The following is a 22,536-nucleotide window of genomic DNA, read 5'->3' as shown; positions in this document are numbered from 1 at the left end:
CTGAGGACATAATTTTGTTCCAGCAGACGGGAAATCACCAATTCCCAGTCCTGTTGATCCGCGGCCGTCAAAAACCCTACATTCCCATGATTGATGGCCAAAACCGGACATCCTTTGAATGTTCTCAAAACATACAAAACAGTTCCATCACCTCCCATAACAATAATCACATCCAGGTCTTGACGTTTGGAACTATTCCAGTCAAGAACAATTAACTCGATATGATGCCGCTTAAACCAGTCCTGAATAGTCTGGACCGGGACGTTATCATGAGACGGATCAAAAAAGAGACCTGCTTTCTTAAGCATCAGCTTGGACACAATTGCCTCCGGGGCAAGGAATTCATCCTTAAAAATTTCATCAGGATGAATAGTTTTTTTTAATAAATTATGCTAGCTTGCCTTACTATTGTGTCTCAACAAAAAAGGCAAAGGATTTTCCCTTGAGGATATTTTAGATGGCTTTGAATCCAATTTTTTCTCCATACAACACGCTCACCTCGGCCCTTCAGGCACTGCATGAAAGCAATTTAAGCCTGCTGGAAACCTATTTTCTGGTTAAAATCAGAAATTTACTCCAGGTGTTTCTGGAAAAAATCGACGCGATCCGGGATATTATATTTTCGGATGTCTCTCCCACTGCGGAAAATATGGCATTGCGCCAGGAACTTGTGGCCCTGCAACAAGAGCTTAAAAATAAAAATTCCGCATATTCCATGCTGGAGGAAGAATATTTGAAAGCCCAGCAACGCAAACAAACCTTTCAGATTGCCATGCATGAAGTCAAAACGCCATTGACCTCTATCATTGGATTTTCCGAACTGCTGCTGAAAAACGTTAAAGAGTCTGACAAATCACAGATGGAAATCCTGCAACGCATTCTGGCCGCTGGCAATCGGCAGTTGGAGGTATTGGACCGGATGCTCAATCAGGTGAGTGTGGCCAATCTGAAATATGAAACAATTCCATTACGTCAAGTGATCGACGAAGTTCGAGGGAATATCCAGATCCTTGCTCAGAAAAAAGGACTGGAACTTGCGGTCGATGTTGCTGGAAATGTACCGGAAGCCATCCAGACAGATCGCTTCAAATTGAACAGTATTCTCACCAATCTGCTCGGCAATGCTGTGAAATACACCGATGAAGGGGTGATCCGCCTGCATGTCTTTCTGTCAGAAAAAAACAGATTGATGTTTCAGATTGTTGATACCGGGCGCGGCATTTCCTTAAAGGATCAGCAGTTTATTTTTTCTTTTTTTGAACGGGGAAGCAATATCCGCAAAGAAGAAGGACTTGGCATTGGACTCGCGCTGTGCCATGAACTGGTCCACATGCTGAATGGTGAGATCACGGTTCAATCAGCCGGCGAAGGCCAGGGTAGCACCTTCACTCTTCAAATTCCTATCTCTTTCATGTGAGTTTCTGTGAAATATTTTTGCCTGATTTTCCTTGCGCTCGGCCTCCTTGGCGGATGCAGTGAGGTGAATGTTTTTTCCAAAAGTGATCTTTTCCCTCACATCGGCAAGCGTGTCGCCATCTTTCCAGTAAAACCCCAGGGGCATTTGCCTGAATCAGTCTGGAAACCGTTGGCCGCCAGATATGACAGCGCATTGTCTCAATTCAGCAGTTTCAGCCATGTTCTGACAGAGCAGGAACAAAATGAGTTGACCCGTGAAAATCCGCTTCTCAGGCAACAAATCCATCGCTACACCACAACTGCGGCATTGACCATGATTTCAGACAAAGATCTCGTCCATGAATTGGCACCAATACTGGCGGCTGATCAATTTCTGATTGTTCAGGCCGAGGAATATCCATGCACTGAAGACTGTCCAGCCCCAAGTCAGGTATTGTTGCGCCTGATTCTGTGGGATACGGCAAGCAACCAGATCATCTGGCGTGGTCGTTTGCACAGGCAACTCACCCCCAATGAAGAAGACCCTGAAATGTTCAATGCCCTGATGCAAGAACTCAATGAACAATTGTTGGAAACGTTTCAGGAACAATTTCGTATCCCCTGGCACCGTCTTCGCTATGAAAGTCTCAAAAAACTCCGTTCCTCCTGATCTCCTTTCCTAACGACTCACCACCACCATGTCCAATTCGCCCAAAGCTGTTTCCGCAATGATCTGGGATTTTCTGGGTAAGGGAATCCTCACAATGGTCCGGTTTGCCGAATCCATAGTGCTTGTACGATTAATGGGGAATCTGGATTATGGTGTCCTGTCTGTTTATCTCAACCTGCTCGCGACCCTGCTGTTTCTATGCTCATTTGGTATGGAAGGGGTCATTGGGAAATTTGTTCCGGCATTTCGGGTGGAACAGCAGTCCGGCACCATCAAATCCTTGATTCGACTTGCCTTCCGCTTCAGAGGCGCAGGTGTTTTTCTGGTAATTCTGGCAGGACTCCTGGTGACGCAACCGCTCAATCAATGGCTGATCGGGGATGAACAAGTGTTACAGTCCCACAATGTCGCTTTATACCTGTTGATCATCCTTGCCACTTTGGGGTTGGGCAGTTTCCAGGAACTGGTCCGCAGGATTCTGGTTACCTATTATGAACAACGCTGGATCAACCTGGTAGACCTGATCTGTTATGTTGCCTATCTCACTGGCGCCTGGATTGCGGTGGCACAGGGATGGGGCGTGCTGGGCGTGTTATATGCCAACATTCTGGCCAAGGCCGGATTGCTGATCTTTTTCAGCTTCAGGATGATTCCTCATTACCGAAAACTTGGAAATTCCCAACCCATTCTTCCAGACCAGCAAACGTCTATCAGGCAGTATGCAGTGTATTTTTATATCTACCATCTGATGTTGTATGCTTTGGGAAAAGGTGCTGATATTTTTATCATTGGCGCCTATGCGCCGGATGCCCGGCAAGTGACCTTTTATACGATTGCCTATAATTTTGCTTTTTTTGCCGGCAGTTTTTTTGAACTGGCACTGCAAGGGGGCTTTTTATTACCCTTCATCACAGAAGTTTATCATCAGAAAAACACAAAAAAGTTGAAACAGATTTATAATGGCTTATTCGAGTTCATCTATCTGTTCACCATTCCCATGACCGTCGGTGGCATCGTATTATCCAGTGAAATTGTGGAATTGTTTTATGGCGCTGAAAATCTGGAAACAGTTCCGTTGTTGATGCTGTTTTTTCTGCATTTTGCCATCATCAAGGTGGGGGTGATGAATGCCTCTTTCATGCTGGCGATGGATCAGCAAAAAGTTCTGATTCAGTCCCGTCTGTTTTGGGGGGTGGTGAATGTGGTGGTCAACCTGTTGCTGGTTCAGCAATATCAGGCAATGGGGGTTGTCTGGGGAACTTTAGTCACAGGACTTTTTGCTTCAGCCTATGAATCCTGGCGCTTGCACCAGTTGATTCATCCTGATTATTCGCTGAAATTCAGCATCAAAGTTCTGTCGGCATCGTTTCTGATGGGTGCCGCTGTTTATGGTAGTGGTTTGTGTGTATTTCCACTGCTGATGCTTAGGTTCTCAGGACTTATTGTTGTGGGCATGCTGGTTTATGGATTCTGTCTGGTCTGGCTCAAACCGATTTCCAGAGAAAACATTGAAATTCTCCAACGCTCCAAATTGCCACTGCAACGTTATTGGCTAAAATGGTTTGCCCAGAAATCATGATTTTATAAAATTTTGTGCGGCTTCAAGAACGATCTAACTTTCTTCTTGCAAAAATTCTCTTGTTCAATAAGATTCCCGATCTGATTTTGGTTTGCTTCCCGGCAAATCGCGCCTCAAATGCGTCCGTAGCTCAGGTGGATAGAGCAACGGATTTCTAATCCGTTGGTCGAAGGTTCGAGTCCTTCCGGACGCACCACTTCAAACCCTGATAAATACTAGCTTGCAGGGTTTTCACTCTCGAAAGAAGAACAGCAAAACGAATCCGGAATAATCCGGAATGAAAAAAAACCGCTAGATTTGACTGTTTCTGGCCTAGCGGTTTTTTTCCGAAAATTGATGCTTTCCCTGAATCCGGAATGAATCCGGAATGGAATTTGAATTGCGACTCCAGAATTTTTTCGGAAATTATCCGGAATAAAGCCGGAATGAATAATGAAATTGAATAGAGAAACCGGAATTTATCCGGTGAATCCGGAATGAATCCGGAATGAAAAAATCCTTGAGGCATCTCAGAAGTCATTTGTCCAGTCTCCGAAATTTGTTCATGGCTGATAAGGCAGTCTGGAGCAGTTCCTTTTTCGAGGCATAGTGGTTCATGGTTGTTTGTGGGTTTGAATGTCCCGCTATGGCCTGCACCAGTTGAAGAGGCAATCCATCTGATAAGAGCCTGGTAATGCCGGATTTGCGCCATCCATGGATCGGATCAACTCCTTTGGGGAATCCAAGCTTATCGTTCTTGCGTTGCACCGCATGAGTCAATTGAGAGGGGCCAGCATAGGCCCGCCCGCCCTTGCCATCATCCAGGTACCAGTATTCAAATTGCGAACGGGAAACCAAATCCTGCGCCAGAAATTCCAGCAACTCATCACAAATAGGAACAACTCGATAAGACGATGTGGTTTTAGGAGACCAGGAGAGTTCGTCCTTGTGGATTTCCTTGATTTCAATGGAACGTGTTTCGAGGGAGATGTGGGTCAATGGTAAATAGCACATCTCTCCTGAACGCATGAGTCCATAATGCCCAACCATGAATGCCCGAACGAGATTGAGATACTCTTGACGGTAGCGTTTCGATTCCTCAGCGAGTTTCTGGAAATACGTTTTTTGTTGGTCGAGTTGCTCCTGCGAATACACCTGGGGATCGGACAAGGTGGTTTTCGGCCTGGTCAATTTGACAGGCCGTTCGATCAACCGGCCTTCTTCAAAAGCCCAGGTATAAAATCGCTGCATTTGCCGGACATGCTTTAGGATAGTATGAGACGAGTTACAGCGTTTATTCAGAAAGGAGAGAAACCGCAGCGAGTATTCTGGTTTGAAGTCTTCAAGAGGGTGATCTCCAACGGCCTCCATGTAATAATTGGAGCTTAACGTGTATTCCTTGTTGGTATTGGATTTTTTGGTTTTGTCGGAGACATCATTATCCAGCCAGAGCTGGATGGCATCCTTGACTGTTATCCTGTCATCAATTTTTGTTTGCCGGTGACGTTGCTCTTTGACTTCGATCAGTTTGAGATTGTAGAGATTGGTGAGATATTGGGAGAACTCAGTGTCAGTGCGTTTTCGTTTCTGGCCATCAGAAAGGGTTTTATACTCAGCCTCTTCTATATCGCAGAGATCAATTTTTGGGGATTCTCCCCCTGGGGGGGCTAGTTCATGGAATCGTGCTTGATACTTTCCCCGTTTTTCGTCTTTGGTGAAAAGCTTTCTTAGTTTGGGCATCGGATGAGCCTATTTGCATAGAGATTCACAAGGTGTCCCGTCTTTGTCGCTATCTAAAGAAGAAACGCCGCAAGAGTTCAGATAGAATTTAGCCTCATCACATGAAGTCATCTGGGAACAGGTTTTTTTCCCAGCGCATGTGAACTGTGGTGTGGTGGTCGTGGTTTCCGTGGTGGTGGTTGGTGTAGTCGTGGTTTCCGTGGTGGTGGTTGGTGTAGTCGTGGTTTCCGTGGTGGTGGTTGGTGTAGTCGTGGTTTCCGTGGTGGTGGTCGTTGACGTTTCGGCACTTGTGTCATCACCTTGAGACTCTGTGGATGTATTGTCGGAGGATGACGTGCATTCCTCAGCCTCTTCTGGATAAGTAATCCCCGTTTCGGTTTTCAGGATGTCTTTGAGGGCTTCGAGTTCAGATTTGTTTGATTTCAAGCCCCATGTGTTTTTGACCGCTATCCAGTTTTTTGCGTAAGTTATATGATAGGAGGTATTTGAAGGTAGCCAGTCAGAAGGATCCTTGTCGCCTTTTGACCGATTGGCAGAAGCCGATACAGCAATCAGCGTTTCAGTATGGGTCAGATCGTTGGCATATTCCGATTTTTTTGCACTGTCCCAACTCCATCCACCAGAACGGTGAGCCTCAGCAAGTGGAACCAGGTGGTCAATATCCAGATCGGCGGAATCTGTATAGCTATGGTTGGTATAGGGGTCGAGCCATGTTCCTGATGAGACATTACAGTTGGAGGAAGAAGTATAAGAGATTGTTGATTTGTTGCTTCCGATCAACACCTCTGTTCTTGTATTTTGACAATCGGAATCGGCATCCAACCACGAGGACATATAAAGGTCACGGGAGTATGGGGTATAATTATCACAGGAAGTTGTTGAAGATGATTCGGAAGTTGCAGAAGTGGAGGACTTGGACGAATCGTTGGCGCATGTGGATAAAAAAACGACCAATGGTAAGATAATGAAAAGCATATTACGGTTCATAAAATTCATAGAAACGCTCATAAAAGTGGACAGTATAGCCAAAGGGTACAACTAAAAATTTATCCCTATTATCAAGTTGATATGGCCAGCTCCAAAGTTGGAACCACTTATCATTTTTTCTTCCTCCAACCGAAGATCTTCCTCCGTTACTGCCGTATTGCTCGTACTGGTAACAACCTCTAAACGGGTTGAATATTCATTATAGAGTCCAGTAGTGGCATCAAATCCAAACGAATAGCCACTGTCTAATATCCAATTCCAACCGATACCTAAAAGAGGCGCCCAAATAGGATATCTTTTCAATATAATTTTTAAGTCGGTATTTTCGTAAGTGTTATTACCAATTACTCTGGTTCTTGAGTCCAATTGAAGTCTTTCTGTCTCTCCATTATCATTATAACCGCCAAATGCGACAAAAAAGCCACTATTGTTCGATGGACTCCAACGCAGTTGATATGTACTAGAACGTCCCTGATTATAACTGGAATCCGAGATACCTTCGGGTTGCTCATCCAATATCCGTGATTCTTTGTCATTATCGGGTTTTCCATCGTTATTCTCATCAGTGGATCTAATACCCGCACCCGCTTGAGTGGAAATTCCGAACATAACATTTTCATTCACATGATAGCCCAAAAATGCCCCGCCCCAAGGTAGAATAGCTTGTATCTGGAGTGGGTATTCTTTACGGGAACCGCCTGAATCGGCTGAAAATGATGGAATAGCGAAGCCTCCCACAAATAAAACGATAAACAGAAAACGCACCATATGGTACCTTGAAACAATTAAGAAAAACGTGGGATCAGGCAATAGAAATTTTATTTTTAAGCCCTTCCTTACCCTTAAATACCCACCAATCTGGTATACCTAATTCATCCTTAAAAGGTATATCGTAAACCTTTAAAACGCGTTGTGTCTCAAAAAACTTTACTAGTTCGGATTTGCTTGGGTTGACTGATGTGTTTTCCAACAATAATATTGTGTATGCTTGTATCCATTCAGGTTCGTGCGATTGGTTATACTCAAGCATAAATCTTACGAATGATATTTGGTCAGTAGCAGTTGCGATATAGTCGCTCATGTGCTGAAAGAACTTTAAGTAATCTATGCCAGCTATGGTTAAAGTGTCCATTCGAGTTTGTATGGCTTGTGCTGCTTCAAAGTGATTAAAAAACATTAAACCACCGTAATGAGAACTAAATGTACAGATTCTATTGTGTGTAACGGCCAGATTCATCGGGAAGAGAGGACGGTCCCCAATATCATCATAAATTCGTATGTCACAGTTGTTATTATCAATATGGGAAAGAAAGGATTCAATCAACATTGAGGTGTTTGAGTTATAAAAACTCAGAAGGGCTAAAATGGATGTAAGTGTATAAATGGTGGTAAGTTTAGCCGGAACAGGTTTTCCTGAATGTTTTACACTATGCAAATATTCACCAATATTAGAGGGGAAAAAAGTTACATATTCAAAAACAGGTTCTGTGGAAAAGAATTGTTCATAACTCATCTCCACAGGTTTCTCTGTCTTCCCAAAAGACTTCAACAAAATGGCTTCCATAGGTATTCTTTCCTCAAGAGAGTAATCAAACAATTTTTCATAAGGTATCGAATTGCGCTTGATGGTATTATTCAGGTTTTGAGGGCTCAACCCTAACACCTTAGCTACTTCCGCAAGGGTTTGAACTCCACTTACAGTGCGTATGAAATCATAAATTTCGAGTGCGGTGCGTTTTTCATGTTGCATTTGTCGTCTTTCATCTGTAAACCGAAATCGTTGTAAACAAATTGTTTATCAATTTGATAACGTTCTTATATCACAATGATATCACGGAGAATACGAATGGCAAGAGAGAAAAAACAACAATTGCTGAGATTGACATCAGAACTGGACGAGAAACTTGAGGATATTTGTAGTGTGACACGCTGTTCAAAGACGATGTTGATCGAGCGTATTTTGCGGTATTCGTTGCATACAGGCGTGATCAATGTGCTGTATCCAGAGTTGAAAGTTATTCATACCGCTAGTCCTGAAAAGGTAGCGGTTTAGAGCATGGTGACAGGTCGGCAAACTAGGCACCACAGAACCCCCACACTAAAGTAGAGATAACCCCTAAGCCGCTAAAGGTAGAAATGAAAATGACCAATCAACAATTCCCCAATGCGTATGAGCAAGAACGGCTCAATTTTGAGAGTAAACAATATTTTGGCCCCTCCCTTCCGTTGATCCAGAAACAGCATCCCATGGATGAGTTCACTGAATTCATGCGCCAAGGTCGTATCCATCAGGATCGACCGCCACTGTTGAATTAGAAACAGTGAACTGATGCTCTTTGATGTATTTTTTCGCTAACGACACCAGCAGTTTTGTTCGGGTTAGTCCTTTTTGTTCGCAAAATTCATCAAGTGTTTGCAGGAATTCAGTTTCGATGCGCATAGAAATCATTGTCCGATCCGGGACATTATAGCTTTTCGACATTCCACCCCCATAAAAAAGAGTTGTATATACAAAAAACAGTTTACTTCCGGTAAAAATGTGGTAGTGTATTGATGAATTGTATATTCAGATCACTAATAGTCAAGAGGAAAACAGGAGGAACATGAGCCGAGAACTCTTAGTGAGTGAAATCAAGAGAATCGGTGACAGTATCGAAAGAAACTTGCACCGGCAATTTGAGGAACAGATCAAGACGAGAGAGAGCCAGGACAAGTTGAGACTGGAGATAGCGGAATTGATTGCTGTGTTACGACCTGAGATGGCCAAAACAGCAGTCATGCAGGAGAAAGAAGCCTTATTGAAAAAGATAAGGCAACAGGCGGCTTCGTTACGAAGCTGAAGGATGTGCCGTGATTTCTGGAGAGGAGTCCACGGCACAAGAGGGGGACATGAATCATGTCCAAAAGGCGGGTTAGCCTTTTTTTATTAAACGTTAAACCAAGGAGAAAACTATGCAAGTGAATTTTTCAGTCGATGATAAAGAGGGCCGATTACAAGGGATTGGCGCAAGCGAGGCTGGTGCAGCCACGGGAGTGAACCCGTGGAAAACTCCCTTCATGTTGTGGGAAGAAAAAACCCGCAGGCGGGATCCCGTTGATTTGAGTGATAACGAGTCGGTGATGTGGGGATCCTTCATGGAACACACAATTGCGGATTTCGCAAAGAAAAAATTGGGCATGAATCTGAGACGGACGAATAAAACGTACTGGGGCGAGGGTCAACATTCCTTTATGTTTGCTCACCTCGACCGTCTGGATCAGGGCAACAAGCGTATCATCGAGATCAAGAACACCTCAGAGTGGATGGCTGATAAATATGGCCAGCAGGGTACCGATGACCTTCCTCTCTATTATAAAGCGCAGGGCTGGCATGAATTGGCATGTCTGCCAACCTATTCGGGGGTTGATTTTCTGGTACTGGTGGGCGGGCGAAGCTTGAAACAGTACACCCTCAACAGGGATGCTGAACTGATCGAGATGTTGCAGGCCCAAGAGTTGGATTTCTGGATGCGGGTTCAGGAGGATATTCCACCGCCTCCGATCAACAAGGCAGATGTCGAGAGTCGGTATTCACGGGCAGAATCGTGGCCGATTGTGGCAGATATTCAGACAGTGAGCAATGTGAAGTTACTGGCTGACATCAAGGCCAGAATGAAAGAGTTGAAGGCTCAGGAAGAAACGCTGGAAACTGGCATCAAGGCGTTCATGGCGGAAGCCGATACACTGGTGACCGCAAGTGGCGAAACCTTGGCCACGTGGAAAATCGGAAATCGGTTCAGTTCTGATTCGTTAAAAAGTAAAGAGCCGGAAGTTTACGAGCGGTTTTTGGAGAACTCTTTTAACCAGAAGGCGTTTCAGACATCATGCCCTGACATCTACAAACGGTTTGTAGTGCCATCAGGTGCCAGGTCATTTCGCTTAAAATAATCCATTACCCCATCATATCGGTGGGGTATAATCATCACTTATAGAGGTCGTATGACAGTTTCAATGGAAGTTACAGCAGCATCAACAGCAGTCACGGAAATGCCACGGATCAAAGACATTCTGGAACGCAAGGTCTTAATCCAGACCGTAGTAAAGGAAATTCTGAAGGAAGGCGAACACTATGGGAAGATCCCAGGAACAAAAAAGAACGTACTCCTTAAATCGGGTGCGGAAGTGATCTCCGCCACCTTTCAGTTTCGGATCAAGATCGAGCCGAATGACATTATCCTGCGTGATTTGGGCGGTGGTCACAGGGAGTATGAAATATATTGCCACGTTTGTTCCCCCAACGGGGACGAGTTGGCTACAGGATTGGGCAGTTGTAATACGATGGAGGGCAAATATCGGTATCGTACCGGCCCTGTGGAAAGCACAGGCAGACAAGTTCCTAAAGAGTATTGGGATTATCGGCAATCGAATCCTGCCAAAGCGCAAGAGTTGATCGGAGGAAAAGGTTTTGAAGCAAAAAAAAATGATGGTCGCTGGGAAATTGTAATCAAAGGGGAAAAAATGGATCATGATAACCCCGCAGACTATTTCAACACAGTGTTGAAAATGGCAAAGAAAAGGTCTTTTGTGGATGGGATCATTACAGCAACAGCCTGTTCGGATATTTTCACCCAGGACGTTGAGGAGATGGAAGAGTTACTGGATTCACACGTAAAAAAAGATAAAGCAGAGGAGGCCCAGCATCAGGCCCAGCCAAAGAAAAACGGTAACGGCAGTGGCAATGGAATTCCAGAGAAGGCTCTCCCTGAAAAGGACAAGGTTGACTGGTTCCTTAAAAAGATTAATGAATCTCGTAATCTTGAGCAATTGGCGGTGGTGGTGGATGAGATAAAAGCGTATTTCATCAATCATCAGATGAATGAGGATTACATGCTCTTGAGGGGAGCAAAAGAAGAACGATTGGCACTGCTGGAACGGTTGTTTGCCATTATCCCCGATAGTTTGGAGGAAAAGGCCATGGAGTTTGCGCTGGAGTTGATTGACTCAGGTCTGGATGGCGCCGAAGCCGTGACAGCCTACTGGAAGAAACACAGTAAAGCCATCGCTCAGTTAGCTGAGGCTGAAACAATAAGCCAGATCAGAGAGATATTAACCGGATTAATTTAACCACCTAAGCCCTGCACAGTAGGGCTTTTTTATTGGAGACAGCTATGACACAAGATTTGGCACTTATAAGCGTTGACATTGACCCTGAAGTGATTTTTTCCAACGGGGGATTGACTGACATCTTGCGCAAGATCGAGCAAGAAGCAAAAAGGGAGGTGCCTGATACCTCAACCCCCAAGGGGCGTAAAGCAATCGCCTCGTTAGCGTACAAGGTCGCACAAAGTAAGACTGTGATTGATTCCCTTGGAAAAAAGCTGGTTGAAGATGAAAAGGCACGCATCTCAAAGATTGATGCGGAACGTAAAATCGCCAGAGATTTTCTGGATCAGTTGAAGGTTGAAATACGCCAGCCATTGACAGACTGGGAAGTGGAGGAAGAAAAGAGGCTCGTGGCCGAACGCATTATGGCGGAGATTGATGCGGTTTGGGAATTGGCGATCTCGGAAAATATTCTGTTTGATAGGGAACGTGAACTCAGGAAAAAGGAACTGGAGGCGTTAGCTAGGGAACGTGAACTCAGGAAAAAGGAACTGGAGGCGTTAGCTAGAGAACAGGCTGAGAGAGAAAAGACAGCTCAAGAGCAACGTGAGAAGCTGATACGTGAGGAAGCTGAGGAACGTGCTAAAGCCGTGGCAGCTCAAGAACTTGAGCGGAAAATTAAGGAAGCGGAGGCGATTGCCCGTAAAGAAGCGGAGGCGATTGCTGCTGAAGCACAGCGGCAGAAAGATTTGGTGGAAGCCAGAGCCAAAGACGCACAGCACCGTAAAGAGGTGGACGAAGAAATTTTGAAAGCCCTGGTGGACGGTGGTGTCAAAAGCCCCACCGCAAAAAAAATACTGGACATGATTTTGTCGGGAATAGTCCCGCATGTTAAAATCACATATTGATAAATAATGCCACCGTTGCCGGTGGCTCTTTGACAAAGAGGGGTATATGGGTAGACCAAGAAGAGACGATGCTGAATTTTTTTATCATGATACGGACGCAAACGCTGATTTGAAGTTGAAGTATATCAAAAACAAATTTGGGATGGCAGGTGTTGGAACTTATTGGACACTGCTGGAGTTTATTGGAAGCTCTGCCAATGCTGAACTCGAATGGAATGATGTCCAGGCTTGTATTTTAGCGGAAGAATTCAGTTTCTCTGAAGAGGAATTCAATTCTTTTATCCAACATGCTGTCAAGGTGAAACTTTTCACTATCAAAGATGGCTATTTATTTTCTGAAGGTTTGAAGAAAAGGTTGAATGGCCTTTTTCAAAAAAGGCAGATGATGCGGGAAAGGTATGATTTTAAGCAGAAACCCGATTCAGGAGTTTCTGACGCAGAAACCAGCAGAAATCAGCAGAAACCGTCAGAAACCAGAATTTCTGACGCAGAAACCAGCAGAAACCAGCAGAAATCCGAATTTCTGGGAATTTCTGAAAATTTCTGCTCATTTCCTCAAGAACAGAACAGAACAGAACAGAACAGAACAGAACAGAACAGAACAGAACAGAACAGTAGTAGTAGTAGTAGTAGTGGAAACATTCCACGTGCGCATGAGGAAAAAACCACCACCACTACCACCCCCCACCCTGCAAATGTAGTTTTTCAGGAAAAAGTTTTTGATGTCCATGACAAAGATTCGTTTTTTGAGTGGTTTGACTCGTTCAGAATATTCAAGGCAGTCCCATTGAACCCAAAAATACCAGAGATGGTGAGGAGGATCATTCTGAAAGACCAGATCCATCCAGACGGCCTTCATCCGGAGCGTCTGAGTAACTCAATGTGTGGGCAACTGTCAGTTCAACTCGACCAGCACGGGATTGATTTTGCTGTTGAGGCATGGGGCGAACACTGCCAGGCGGTTGAAGGCTTTGAAACGTTCAGGGGGCTTATTGCGGCGATAGGTTTTCACGAAAAGCCGAAGCAAAAAGCAGGGAGAACGAGAGAAACACCGAGAGACGCACTGGATGAGGCTATGGAAAGAATGGCTAAAACCCAAGTTTTGGAGGTGGAACATGGAAATGCGTGATGTAATCATCAAAACACTTCAGCTCTTCCGTGCGAATTACCGGCACGGAAACCAGCAAATCAAGATTGATCAAGACACAGTACAATTATGGCATATGATGCTTGAGGGTTATACTGACGAGCAGATCAAGAAAGGCTGCAACAAGTGTTTATCAGAAAAGCCTGATGGCTTCTTCCCGTCAACGGGTGAGTTCATTAAGCTCCTCAACTTAAAATCTGGTTACGCAGACGAAAGAAAACAGAACGAGGCAAGTTGGGGGCAGGTGCTTTTGTCAATTGCTTCCTGTGGGCCTTATCATTCGCCTGTTTTCAAGGACGGTGGGATTGCTTCGGCTATCTCAGGGATAGGGGGATGGGTCGCCCTTTGTCAAATGGATTATAACGAGCTTGCAGATAAACGGTGGGAGTTCATGGCAGTTTATGTGCCGGAAGATGAGCCACGGTCTTGCATGGGGATTATGGAGCAAAACAGGAGGCTTTCCCATCATGCCTATGATCCAAAGTGTTTGAAGCTCATAGGCAAATGGACTGAACTTGAAAAAGAGATGTTTGAACAAACGCAAAAGATGAACCTTGACCAGATCACAGCAGAAAAACAGGCTCATAAAGAGCTTGTAAAAAGGTTGTTCGTGTTGAATGAGAATTCAAATTTGGCAGAGCATCCTGGAGGAACAAAATCCCATCATAAACAAACAGGGCAATTCGATATGTAGGTTATCAGGAAGGCTGTAGGCGATAAAATAGATGGGTTGCCTATACATCCACCTAGACCAAGTAAAAAAAAACGAGCCACGGTACCGTAAATTGAATAGCAATAATTTTGAGAAGGGAGCTATTTATGACTGACAGGGAAAATTTTGAAGCATTGGGTGACGATGGCCGTACCCTGGTCATTGAAAATGTAGACACATATGAAGATTTTGAGCGGGCTATGAGTCAAATCATAGATCACGTCACGATTGGTGAAAAGTATTTTATCTGTGTTGGTGCTGGCCAATATCAGCGGGCCAGGAAATTAGTGTATCGGTACCTTGACCAGCGACAACTTCAAAAAATGAAGAACTGGGTAAAAATTATTGAGGAGGAAACTGTGTGACTGTTGAACAACTTGTGAGAGCTTACATTCGGTCTTCTGAAAGCCGAGTCACGGCACGGAAAATTGAATGAAAGGAGCTATGACCGAGGAACAGTTAGAAAAATTGCGAGTGTTATACAGGGATGCACTCCGGCAAGGATTTGGATTGATGCAATGTGAAAGTCCAGAAGAGGCTCAATTGTGTAGGGATTTTATCAATGGGAAACTCCCGCCAAATCTGTATGCCACTATTGTTCGTGACAGGGAAGTGAATGTTTATTCCATGCGTTAGGAAAAATAGGAAAAATATGAAAAAAAAGTCAATGAAAATTGGACAAGTGTTGCTGGATAGCAACGGGGGGAGGTGGTTGGTGGATAGTATCCATCAACATTCGATGGGCATTGTCGGGGTAAAAAGCCGGATAATGCGAACAGTAAACATCTATAATGCGGAGGGCTATGGATACATGAAAGAAAAAAGAAAAAGAAAAAAACGCTTACATTTCAAGGATAGAAAACGGTGTTACCATCAGGGGAGATGACAATGATACATATGGTTATTTTGCTTCCACACATTGGTTTATTGTCGATGTGCTTGGCATGGCTTCTATCAGACAATAGGGGAAACTATGGGGAGAAAAAAACATTATCAAACGATGAAATGGGTGAGTTTTAATCAGCATTTGCGTGAAGAAATTCAGTATTACACTCGGTTGTATCTGGAGGAGGGTAGAACCATCACTGTTCTGCCACCTTCGCCGGAGTTCAACTTTTTCAGTGAACTGCTGAATCCGTATGACGATAATCTTTGACTTGTTGAAAACAAACAGCATTTTTGTTTAGGATAGTCCGAAGGGGGAACTATGAAATTCATGATTTTGGGTATTATTTGGTGGATCACAGTGTTGTTCATTCTTATGTTCATGAAAGGGGCCAATGACCGTGAAGAATAAGAGAAAAAAACCTAAACCCCGCATGCTTGTACTTGCTGAAGCAGGGTTGCTGGATGATGACGTACCAGTGGAAAACCTTCTCCTCCAACCCATTACAACCAAGGATAAAAAACATGCAGGCTAAAGTCAAAGTGAGTGAATCGAACGCACAGAAAGCCATCATCCAATGGCTGGGATGTCATCGGGGCGTGTTTGCGTTTCGGGTGAATAATATGGGTGTTCCTCTCTGGACAAACGGTGAGAAACGATTCCGACACGCTCCAGACTTGGGACTGCCGGATATTATCTGCTGTTACCAGGGGCGCATGATCTGTCTGGAGGTAAAAAGCTCAACAGGGAAGCAGTCCAAACACCAGCTAGAGTTTCAGCGGAAAGTCGAATGGGCGGGTTGCGAGTATTATGTGGTCAGGAGCATTGAGGATGTTGACCAGGCATTAAAAGCAAAGAAGGTTGTAGAGAAGATTTGACAAGTCGTGGCGCATGACATATAATGCAGGTATTCATTAACCTGTAGAGGAGATATTATGCCACACAAACACCGAACCACCTTTGAGTTTAACCATCGTAATGTCAATCTTCTGAAAGCAGAAGCTGCCAGGAGAGAAATGTCGCCATCGGAATTGCTGCGGATTATCGTGCGCACAGCTCCCAGGGATATGGACGTCTTGAAAAAGAGGCCGGTCAATTTGACGCTTTTCGATGAGGATATGCAAAAACTGGAAAAACTTGCGGATGATTGTACTGTTTTCAGGGACGGAAACAGGCAAACAAGAGGGTCAAAAAACTATATTGCGGAGCGGTTGGTTGAATTATTTTTCAGTACCCTCGAAAACGAATGAACCCGCAAGACCCCTCGCCCACAAGCCCAGGCGTCTTCTGGGCTTCAGCCTATGACATAAAATTAAAAATATATGATATTAAAGGGTTTTTTTAGTTGACATCCGTGACATATCATGTCAGGATACATTCAAGATCAACAACAAAACAACCGGTTGCGCCTCCGGTCAAAAAAAGAGCATCTGAAAAACATTAACTAAAGAGGGTGTCATGATTAGCGTAGATACAATGGCTTGGGAAAATGCATACGGGAAAAAACCAAAAGGTTTTGGAAACTGGGTGTTTGAATGCAACGGTCGAAATGGTCACATTTCTGGTAATTATGGTGAATGCAAAAAAGTGGCAATGAAGTGTGCCAAACGGGAAGGAGCCTATTCAATCAAATTGCTCCCGTAGACACTTGAGAGTGTAAGACAACAGCCGGTTGCGCCTCCGGTCAAAAAAAGTGCATCTGATGAACCCCTGCAAAAGAGGGCGGTATGGAACGAGAAGAACGATTCTTAAAAACTCAGGCAAGGATCTTCCGGAAGCTGGCCAAGAGAACAGGCCGAGAAATTCTGGAAGTGCTGTTATCCAATCGAGAGCAGACAAGAGCGGCATTTGATCGAGGAGTTTTGTAACCGGTTGCGCCTCCGGCTTACCAAAAGAGCGTCTGAATAACTCCTGAAAAAGAGGGCGGTATGAACACCATGAACAAATATGATGCGTTTCGAGTTTTGGGACTGTCTGGGCAAGTGACAGTGGAAGATGTGAAGCAGGCATATCGGCGGATGTGCCGGATGTATCATCCGGACGTGAACCAAGCCGGTGAGGAAATGATGAAGATGATCAATCAGGCATATGATGTACTGAAAGACGAGACATCATTTGACGAGGCTCACAAAGTCCATGAAACGGACTACAGTGAGAAGTTGAGTGAAGCACTCAATGCCATACTGAAATTCAATCTCAGAGTTGAGGTTTGCGGGGCATGGGTCTGGGTTTCCGGTGAGACTAAAGTCTGGAAAGAAGAATTGAAAAAGGCCCAGTTCAAATGGGCATCAGGAAAGTCGATGTGGTATTTCAGACCACAGGAGTATAAGTCGAGAAACCGTAAGACCGTGGGGATGGATTACATCCGGTCAACATACGGTTCAAGAGTCGTGAGAGATGTAGAATCGAATGCACAAATAGCGTAGGAGCGGTTATGTATGAAACTGCAAAAGTTCATGACAGTGGGGGGTTTCAATACACTGTCTTTATCAGGCGAATGAGAAAGCGATGGACGTGGCAAGTCAGGACACCCAGCACCGTTGTAGCGATCAATGGTGCGCCCGTGGATGTGGATTGGCCAGCAGTGTTCCAATACGAGTGGGGGGGAACCCCGTTTTGTGAAGTAAAAGTGAGGCTGAAACGGCCTCACTTTTACATAGTCGAACAAACAAATATTAGCGAGGACTTATGAGCGTACCAGAGTGGACAAAGTTGTATGATTTGGATGAAGTGGCCGAGTGCTGGGAATATCACAATCTGGCCAGGAGCTTAGGCATTTCACCTTGGGGCATCCATGCAGATTTATGGCAGTTCTTGGCTGAGGGCGCCGATAACAGGTTGTCAAGGTTCTGGTCACAGCTCAAGCCTGAAACACGGAAGGTTTTGAAAATCCTCCAGAAAGAGGGCGAAAAGAAATGGGCCACGTTCATGGCAAACTGGTAATAGTGTGGAAGTAGCCGGTTGCGCCTCCGGCTTACCAAAAGAGCGTCTGAATAACCCCTGCAAAAGAGGGATGTATGAAAGTTAGAAAATTTGTGGAATCAACCCCTGTAGACCGTGAAGGATGTAAGAACTACTACGGGTTTTATGAAGGCAACAGGTACTTTTTTGATTACCATGTGTGCCTTCGATCTGAGGGGTGGAGACAATACGACACTTATCAGGATGCGTGGTATTTTGGAATGTGGATTCATCCTGAAGAGAGGTTGATTTTCACCTACGCTGAAGGCGACACCATATTGCAGGAGTTTGCCACAAAGGAGGACTTTTTGAGAGAAATGAGTCGCCTGAACGAGGTTCATGGAACCACTCCAGTGATTGCTACAGCGTATTGTTTTGATGGTACCGTAGTAAAATTCAAAGGAAATAGGGAGGTTGTATGAAATGGGCGCATAGAGACTGGGTACGAGTGGACATCTTAAATTATCCTGAACACGTTCCCGTCAGGGGCAATTATATTAAGTCTGGGGATGAATCCTATGACAAAGAGTGCGAAGACCGTGTGATGGAGGAAATGGAGTGGAACGATTGGGCATGGTGTACAGTCCAGGTTACGGTGAAGTTTGATGTTCTTACAAGGTCGGCAACCTTGGGTTGCTGTAGTTACAAGGATAAAGATGAATTTAAGGCAAGTGGGTATTACGAGGGTATGGTGGATGAATGTATCTCCACCATCAATCAAGATATTGTGCGATTATGCACAGAAGAAATGACTATGGAGGATATATGAGAAAGATAAATCGCAAAGCGAAAGCTGTTTTGGATGTGCTGACAAATAACGGTCAGCTACGTCACAAGAAATATCAGAGCCGATGCTTCGAGCCGCTGGTGGTGGAAAAATTAGAAACGATGGAACATGGAACAGTGTTCTCTGTTGCTCACTATTATGAGCAGAACGGCGATTTGATTGCCGATCCAGATATGACGTTCTTATTGAGGCATGGGGAATGGTACCCGATGAGTTATTATCAACCGGCCATTGGATTATACCAAGAGGCCATCATTAATGACAACGGAAAGCTTTTGCTACGGGAAAAGCTTCAGTCTGAATTAGCTGTGTTTGCTGGGATGTGGATGAGTAACATTAAAGAACAGGGATTCCTGAAACAGGAGGCGTATGTATGAACAAGTAATGGATGCGGGAAAAGGGACAAAAACAGAAAGGCTGAAACAACTGGTAAAGGCTGAAGATTGGAAACAGGCTCTTCAAATAGCCCACACGTTTAGAAGGGTCGAAAAGGAAGACCGAACCGCACTGGTAAGGGCGCATGAGGTTCTGAATTTCCCTGGGTTCTATTCCCAGCTTGGAATGGATCCTCAGCAATTATTGCTCCACGGTGTGAACACGCTAAAGAAGTTGTGGGGTTAAAATGACTATCAATAAATAAATAATTGATATGTTAAGCTTTTTTACTTGACATCCATGACATATCATGTCATGATATATTCAAGATCAACAACAAACAAGACGGAGACGGCAATTCAGCCGTTTCCGAAAAAAGAAAATTCTTAGAAGAGGAGACAATATGACACTTGAAGCGATAGTTGAAGCAGTAACCGAAAAGTTCAATAATGAATGGGAACCGTCCTCAGTAAAAGACATCAGTAAGAAACTTGGATGCTCCGTGAGGGAGTTGAACAAAGTGTTTAAGGCTAACTGCTGGATGATTCCTGGGCTGGATAATATATGCAGAGGGCGTGGTTTTGTAGAATACGCTCCGAGCAGAACAAAGATAATGGATTATGTATAATATTTTTTGAATGGAAACGGCAAATCAGCCGTTTCTGGGCAAAGAAAATTCTTATAGAAGAGGGATTATGTGGTTGATGACAACGAGCGGATTTTTTTCAATAGTAAGGAAGTATTCAAAAGCACATGACGAGATTCGGTATCATGTGCGATCCAGAAGCAAAAAGGATCTGGAGAACCTGTTGAAACTGTCAAAGGTGAATGAGGACATTTTGGTTTTCAGAAACTCCGATTACCCCCATCGGATTTGTGTACAGAAGAGCCAGTATGAGCAGATCATGCAGGCATTGATGGCCGAGGTTGAATACTCGAACTTCAAATCAGAGGTTGGCAGGATACCGGATCAAAGGCATAAGGAAATCGCTTACCATAAAATCTGGGCGATCATGGGCGATACAGAGGAGGCAAGATGACACCTTTTACGATACTTGAAGCAGTAACCGAGAGATTTATTGAGGAATGGGAACCTTCCTCAGTAAAAGACATCAGTAAGAAACTGGGATGCTCAGAGACGACTGTCTACAAAGTCTTTCGGGATTGTAGCGGTCTGATAGATGGACTTGACGATATAGGGCGTGGGAGATGCGCTGAATACGCTCCGAGCAGAAATACTCTGAGATGTTTGATATTCCAGGCAAGGGCAAAGGAGGGTTTATGAATTATTCGTTATTTAACGGCAACGCCCCTACTGAGGGCGTGTTTTATGAAGTTCTGGCGTTGGAGCGTGTGATCGTTGAGAAACAGGTGTGGGGGTTGGACTATGAAGGCTTCCCGCACCTACTGACCTATGAACAGGTCGATCAGTTGCCTGAGAAGGCAAAATACAGGTGCCTCTATGCACTAGAGGAGCATGGAAGAGCAGGCATCGCAACCGTTTATGAAGGCTGAAAAGGGAAAGTATGTATTATGTTATGTTTGATAGAACAGTTGAAGAGAACAAACCAGGAAAAGGGTCAATGGAGTCGAAAGAAGTCATTATGTTTTCCACTTTGAAGAAAGTAAATGAATTTGTGAGGACAAGACCATTCGATTGGCTATGCAGACGAATAAAAAGAGACCAAGCCGTTAAGTTGGCGTATATTGGATATGAAGGACACTACGGGTTCCATTCAGAAGGTGCCAAATACGGGTATTTGGCATTGTCTCCTGAAAAAGACCAGGATCTCGAAATGTTGGTATGTTTCAAGGAAATACAGAGATAAAGGAGGGTTATGAGAGACAATGTGATTAAACGGGCAGAGAAAATTTTGAACGTCGCACACGTCAGAGAATATATCAATCTTAACGGTGATGGGGGAGGTTATTCCTTCGACTGCGATAAGGCAGGGAGTGTTGAAGTACGCCGGTTGCAACCCGCAGGCTTAAAAAATTATCAAGCTTGTCTTGAAGGAACCAACGGCACAAAGTTCGTTGGTATTCGTAAGATTGAATGGTCCGGTTGGGACTGTGCAATTGTAAAATGCTCCTGTGGTGAGGTACTCCACATCGGCGGACCATACGGGGAAACTGATTGCGAGTGCGGGTTGGTGATTGCCAGCAACGGTGAGATATTCCGGCCTCGTAGTGAGTGGGAAGCAGATGACAATGGTTATGACGTTGACTGGTTTTGATTTTGAAACAATTTATCAAGAGGGACTATGAGAAGCAACGTGATAAGAGCGAGCAAAAGGCTCAGAGAACCCACGACAGGGTATTATTACTGGACTGATGGCATGGTTAAGTGTTCATGCGGGAAGTTGCTATATATTACAGGCCCAGCCGGTGAAGAAGAGTGCCCCGACTGCCTACAGATCGTAGGTTGCGATGGGGAAATTTATTTGCCTGAGGAAATTTCGGGCGATGGCCCGTTTGTCCATCTTGGGCCGGATTTTTGTTAAATGGAGGAATATGAAAAAGGTAACGATGGAGGAGATCACAATGATCTTCAATGAGATAAGTGAAATGGTGGAGCCAGAAATTATGGTCAATGTTTCAGAGGCATTTATGGAAGCATTCCATGCCTTTGATTATTTTTGGGAAGATGGTGACAGGATGGTAGTGGTAAACAAGAGAGCGAAACAAAGGATTTTAACGGTTCTTGAACATGCCCTTTGGCAAGCGGTCAAAGGTAAATAATATCGGGATAGCGTTCCTGCCAAAAACGAACAAATCAACTTTGTTAAAAGAGGGAAACATGTTTATTGATATAACAGAAAAGCTAATAGACCTGTTGGATACACCTTCAGACAAGGTTTACTATAATGATGCGACACCTATCGGTGTCGCTGAAAATGCGCAGTTTTTGCGATTTTCTAAAAACTGCTGGACTCTTGAAATCAGAGTTGGATTCTCACAATTTTTCGTAAATTTGCAAGAACATCAGGCAATGGCTATTATACATAATGTGTCCGGAAATGTATTTTCGTTAACGATTAATGACCATTATACAGAAGGGAAATAATAATACTGAAAAAAGGAGGTAATCATGGAGACGTTCCACGAAAGAGAACTGCGACTGTTGAGAGGGAGGAAACATGAACGATAAGCCGGAAAATTATGAAGAAGATGTTTGCGATGTGGATATCAATGAGTATATAGAGAAGTGTTATGGGGTCGATTATGACCCTGATGAGGAGTACGCCTTCTATCAAGAAATGGAGGCCGCAAAATATGGTATTGATTTGAGGAGAGTGAGGATATGAAATAGCCTATCATATATAAA

At 44.2% G+C, this 22,536-nt stretch carries 36 protein-coding genes and 1 tRNA gene; 31 read left to right on the top strand and 6 right to left on the bottom strand.

Annotated elements, in window-relative coordinates; all coding sequences use genetic code 11:
* A partial coding sequence (locus tag HQM11_08000; GenBank protein ID MBF0350960.1) for an NAD(+)/NADH kinase occupies positions 1–320 on the bottom strand: 320 nt, incomplete at its 3' end.
* A gap of 137 nt (positions 321–457) precedes the next feature.
* Between HQM11_08000 and HQM11_07995 the strand changes: the two genes are divergently transcribed.
* The 4 genes from HQM11_07995 (at position 458) to HQM11_07980 (ending at position 3,840) form a co-directional block, all read left to right on the top strand.
* A complete protein-coding gene (locus HQM11_07995; GenBank protein ID MBF0350959.1) occupies positions 458–1,417 on the top strand; it encodes a HAMP domain-containing histidine kinase in 960 nt (319 codons plus the stop codon).
* 6 nt (positions 1,418–1,423) lie between these two features.
* Positions 1,424–2,065 carry a hypothetical protein gene (locus HQM11_07990; GenBank protein ID MBF0350958.1) on the top strand — a complete coding sequence of 214 codons (642 nt, stop codon included), beginning with the start codon at positions 1,424–1,426 and terminating at the stop codon, positions 2,063–2,065.
* Between the two features lie 28 nt (positions 2,066–2,093).
* Entirely contained in the window at positions 2,094–3,644 is a 1,551-nt protein-coding gene (locus tag HQM11_07985) for a polysaccharide biosynthesis C-terminal domain-containing protein (protein MBF0350957.1), read from the top strand.
* Positions 3,645–3,763: 119 nt separating this feature from the next.
* Positions 3,764–3,840 (top strand) — tRNA-Arg (locus tag HQM11_07980).
* Positions 3,841–4,160: 320 nt separating this feature from the next.
* Here HQM11_07980 and HQM11_07975 read toward each other — a convergent pair.
* The 4 genes from HQM11_07975 to HQM11_07960 form a co-directional block, all read right to left on the bottom strand.
* A complete protein-coding gene (locus HQM11_07975) occupies positions 4,161–5,363 on the bottom strand; it encodes a site-specific integrase (GenBank protein ID MBF0350956.1) in 1,203 nt (400 codons plus the stop codon).
* Between the two features lie 9 nt (positions 5,364–5,372).
* Positions 5,373–5,474 carry an excalibur calcium-binding domain-containing protein gene (locus HQM11_07970; GenBank protein MBF0350955.1) on the bottom strand — a complete coding sequence of 34 codons (102 nt, stop codon included), beginning with the start codon at positions 5,472–5,474 and terminating at the stop codon, positions 5,373–5,375.
* Positions 5,475–6,401: 927 nt separating this feature from the next.
* Positions 6,402–7,118, bottom strand: coding sequence for a hypothetical protein (locus HQM11_07965; GenBank protein ID MBF0350954.1), 717 nt, complete (start codon positions 7,116–7,118; stop codon positions 6,402–6,404).
* A gap of 34 nt (positions 7,119–7,152) precedes the next feature.
* Complete coding sequence (locus HQM11_07960) at positions 7,153–8,100, bottom strand: hypothetical protein (GenBank protein MBF0350953.1); 948 nt, start codon at positions 8,098–8,100, stop codon at positions 7,153–7,155.
* Between the two features lie 96 nt (positions 8,101–8,196).
* On the opposite strand from HQM11_07960, the gene HQM11_07955 reads away from it, so the two are divergent.
* A complete protein-coding gene (locus HQM11_07955) occupies positions 8,197–8,403 on the top strand; it encodes a hypothetical protein (protein MBF0350952.1) in 207 nt (68 codons plus the stop codon).
* A 213-nt stretch (positions 8,404–8,616) separates the two neighbouring features.
* On the opposite strand, the gene HQM11_07950 is transcribed toward HQM11_07955, so the two are convergent.
* On the bottom strand, positions 8,617–8,832 hold the full coding sequence (locus HQM11_07950) for a hypothetical protein (protein MBF0350951.1): 216 nt from the start codon (positions 8,830–8,832) through the stop codon (positions 8,617–8,619).
* 121 nt (positions 8,833–8,953) lie between these two features.
* On the opposite strand from HQM11_07950, the gene HQM11_07945 reads away from it, so the two are divergent.
* The 26 genes from HQM11_07945 (at position 8,954) to HQM11_07820 (ending at position 22,516) form a co-directional block, all read left to right on the top strand.
* On the top strand, positions 8,954–9,190 hold the full coding sequence (locus HQM11_07945) for a hypothetical protein (GenBank protein MBF0350950.1): 237 nt from the start codon (positions 8,954–8,956) through the stop codon (positions 9,188–9,190).
* Between the two features lie 112 nt (positions 9,191–9,302).
* Positions 9,303–10,277: a YqaJ viral recombinase family protein gene (locus HQM11_07940; protein ID MBF0350949.1), complete on the top strand. Its 975-nt coding sequence runs from the start codon at positions 9,303–9,305 to the stop codon at positions 10,275–10,277.
* A gap of 51 nt (positions 10,278–10,328) precedes the next feature.
* Positions 10,329–11,453, top strand: coding sequence for a hypothetical protein (locus HQM11_07935; protein MBF0350948.1), 1,125 nt, complete (start codon positions 10,329–10,331; stop codon positions 11,451–11,453).
* A gap of 44 nt (positions 11,454–11,497) precedes the next feature.
* Positions 11,498–12,340: a cell envelope biogenesis protein TolA gene (locus tag HQM11_07930; GenBank protein ID MBF0350947.1), complete on the top strand. Its 843-nt coding sequence runs from the start codon at positions 11,498–11,500 to the stop codon at positions 12,338–12,340.
* Positions 12,341–12,386: 46 nt separating this feature from the next.
* Entirely contained in the window at positions 12,387–13,469 is a 1,083-nt protein-coding gene (locus HQM11_07925) for a DUF4373 domain-containing protein (GenBank protein ID MBF0350946.1), read from the top strand.
* The gene (locus tag HQM11_07920) at positions 13,456–14,181 is read left to right on the top strand and encodes a hypothetical protein (protein ID MBF0350945.1); all 726 of its coding nucleotides are present in this window, start codon (positions 13,456–13,458) and stop codon (positions 14,179–14,181) included. The genes HQM11_07925 and HQM11_07920 overlap by 14 nt, the downstream gene beginning before the upstream one ends.
* 125 nt (positions 14,182–14,306) lie before the next feature.
* Positions 14,307–14,564, top strand: a complete 258-nt coding sequence (locus HQM11_07915; protein ID MBF0350944.1) for a hypothetical protein — start codon at positions 14,307–14,309, stop codon at positions 14,562–14,564.
* 67 nt (positions 14,565–14,631) lie between these two features.
* Entirely contained in the window at positions 14,632–14,835 is a 204-nt protein-coding gene (locus HQM11_07910) for a hypothetical protein (GenBank protein MBF0350943.1), read from the top strand.
* 16 nt (positions 14,836–14,851) lie between these two features.
* Complete coding sequence (locus HQM11_07905; protein MBF0350942.1) at positions 14,852–15,085, top strand: hypothetical protein; 234 nt, start codon at positions 14,852–14,854, stop codon at positions 15,083–15,085.
* 87 nt (positions 15,086–15,172) lie between these two features.
* Positions 15,173–15,355: a hypothetical protein gene (locus tag HQM11_07900; protein ID MBF0350941.1), complete on the top strand. Its 183-nt coding sequence runs from the start codon at positions 15,173–15,175 to the stop codon at positions 15,353–15,355.
* A 254-nt stretch (positions 15,356–15,609) separates the two neighbouring features.
* Positions 15,610–15,963, top strand: a complete 354-nt coding sequence (locus tag HQM11_07895) for a VRR-NUC domain-containing protein (protein ID MBF0350940.1) — start codon at positions 15,610–15,612, stop codon at positions 15,961–15,963.
* A 57-nt stretch (positions 15,964–16,020) separates the two neighbouring features.
* Positions 16,021–16,335: a hypothetical protein gene (locus HQM11_07890; GenBank protein MBF0350939.1), complete on the top strand. Its 315-nt coding sequence runs from the start codon at positions 16,021–16,023 to the stop codon at positions 16,333–16,335.
* A gap of 477 nt (positions 16,336–16,812) precedes the next feature.
* Positions 16,813–16,953 carry a hypothetical protein gene (locus HQM11_07885; GenBank protein MBF0350938.1) on the top strand — a complete coding sequence of 47 codons (141 nt, stop codon included), beginning with the start codon at positions 16,813–16,815 and terminating at the stop codon, positions 16,951–16,953.
* Positions 16,954–17,022: 69 nt separating this feature from the next.
* A complete protein-coding gene (locus tag HQM11_07880; GenBank protein ID MBF0350937.1) occupies positions 17,023–17,511 on the top strand; it encodes a DnaJ domain-containing protein in 489 nt (162 codons plus the stop codon).
* 262 nt (positions 17,512–17,773) lie between these two features.
* Positions 17,774–18,028 carry a hypothetical protein gene (locus HQM11_07875; GenBank protein MBF0350936.1) on the top strand — a complete coding sequence of 85 codons (255 nt, stop codon included), beginning with the start codon at positions 17,774–17,776 and terminating at the stop codon, positions 18,026–18,028.
* Between the two features lie 74 nt (positions 18,029–18,102).
* Positions 18,103–18,468, top strand: coding sequence for a hypothetical protein (locus HQM11_07870; protein ID MBF0350935.1), 366 nt, complete (start codon positions 18,103–18,105; stop codon positions 18,466–18,468).
* Positions 18,465–18,815, top strand: coding sequence for a hypothetical protein (locus HQM11_07865; GenBank protein ID MBF0350934.1), 351 nt, complete (start codon positions 18,465–18,467; stop codon positions 18,813–18,815). The genes HQM11_07870 and HQM11_07865 overlap by 4 nt, the downstream gene beginning before the upstream one ends.
* Positions 18,812–19,210: a hypothetical protein gene (locus tag HQM11_07860; protein ID MBF0350933.1), complete on the top strand. Its 399-nt coding sequence runs from the start codon at positions 18,812–18,814 to the stop codon at positions 19,208–19,210. The genes HQM11_07865 and HQM11_07860 overlap by 4 nt, the downstream gene beginning before the upstream one ends.
* Positions 19,203–19,454: a hypothetical protein gene (locus HQM11_07855; GenBank protein MBF0350932.1), complete on the top strand. Its 252-nt coding sequence runs from the start codon at positions 19,203–19,205 to the stop codon at positions 19,452–19,454. Before HQM11_07860 ends, HQM11_07855 begins: the two co-directional genes overlap by 8 nt.
* Before the next feature lie 157 nt (positions 19,455–19,611).
* Positions 19,612–19,836 (top strand): hypothetical protein, encoded by a 225-nt coding sequence (locus tag HQM11_07850; GenBank protein MBF0350931.1) that lies wholly within the window; start codon positions 19,612–19,614, stop codon positions 19,834–19,836.
* 67 nt (positions 19,837–19,903) lie between these two features.
* Positions 19,904–20,248 carry a hypothetical protein gene (locus HQM11_07845; protein ID MBF0350930.1) on the top strand — a complete coding sequence of 115 codons (345 nt, stop codon included), beginning with the start codon at positions 19,904–19,906 and terminating at the stop codon, positions 20,246–20,248.
* Between the two features lie 241 nt (positions 20,249–20,489).
* Positions 20,490–20,723 carry a hypothetical protein gene (locus HQM11_07840; protein ID MBF0350929.1) on the top strand — a complete coding sequence of 78 codons (234 nt, stop codon included), beginning with the start codon at positions 20,490–20,492 and terminating at the stop codon, positions 20,721–20,723.
* A 323-nt stretch (positions 20,724–21,046) separates the two neighbouring features.
* Positions 21,047–21,445: a hypothetical protein gene (locus HQM11_07835; protein MBF0350928.1), complete on the top strand. Its 399-nt coding sequence runs from the start codon at positions 21,047–21,049 to the stop codon at positions 21,443–21,445.
* A gap of 277 nt (positions 21,446–21,722) precedes the next feature.
* Complete coding sequence (locus tag HQM11_07830; GenBank protein MBF0350927.1) at positions 21,723–21,950, top strand: hypothetical protein; 228 nt, start codon at positions 21,723–21,725, stop codon at positions 21,948–21,950.
* 58 nt (positions 21,951–22,008) lie between these two features.
* Positions 22,009–22,275: a hypothetical protein gene (locus HQM11_07825; protein ID MBF0350926.1), complete on the top strand. Its 267-nt coding sequence runs from the start codon at positions 22,009–22,011 to the stop codon at positions 22,273–22,275.
* 73 nt (positions 22,276–22,348) lie between these two features.
* Complete coding sequence (locus HQM11_07820; GenBank protein ID MBF0350925.1) at positions 22,349–22,516, top strand: hypothetical protein; 168 nt, start codon at positions 22,349–22,351, stop codon at positions 22,514–22,516.
* Positions 22,517–22,536 lie beyond the last annotated feature (20 nt).

This window comes from SAR324 cluster bacterium (assembly GCA_015232315.1).
Lineage (GTDB): Bacteria > SAR324 > SAR324 > SAR324 > NAC60-12 > JADFZZ01.
Note: the sequence above shows the minus strand (reverse complement) of the source record. Positions and strands in the feature narration are given on the sequence as shown.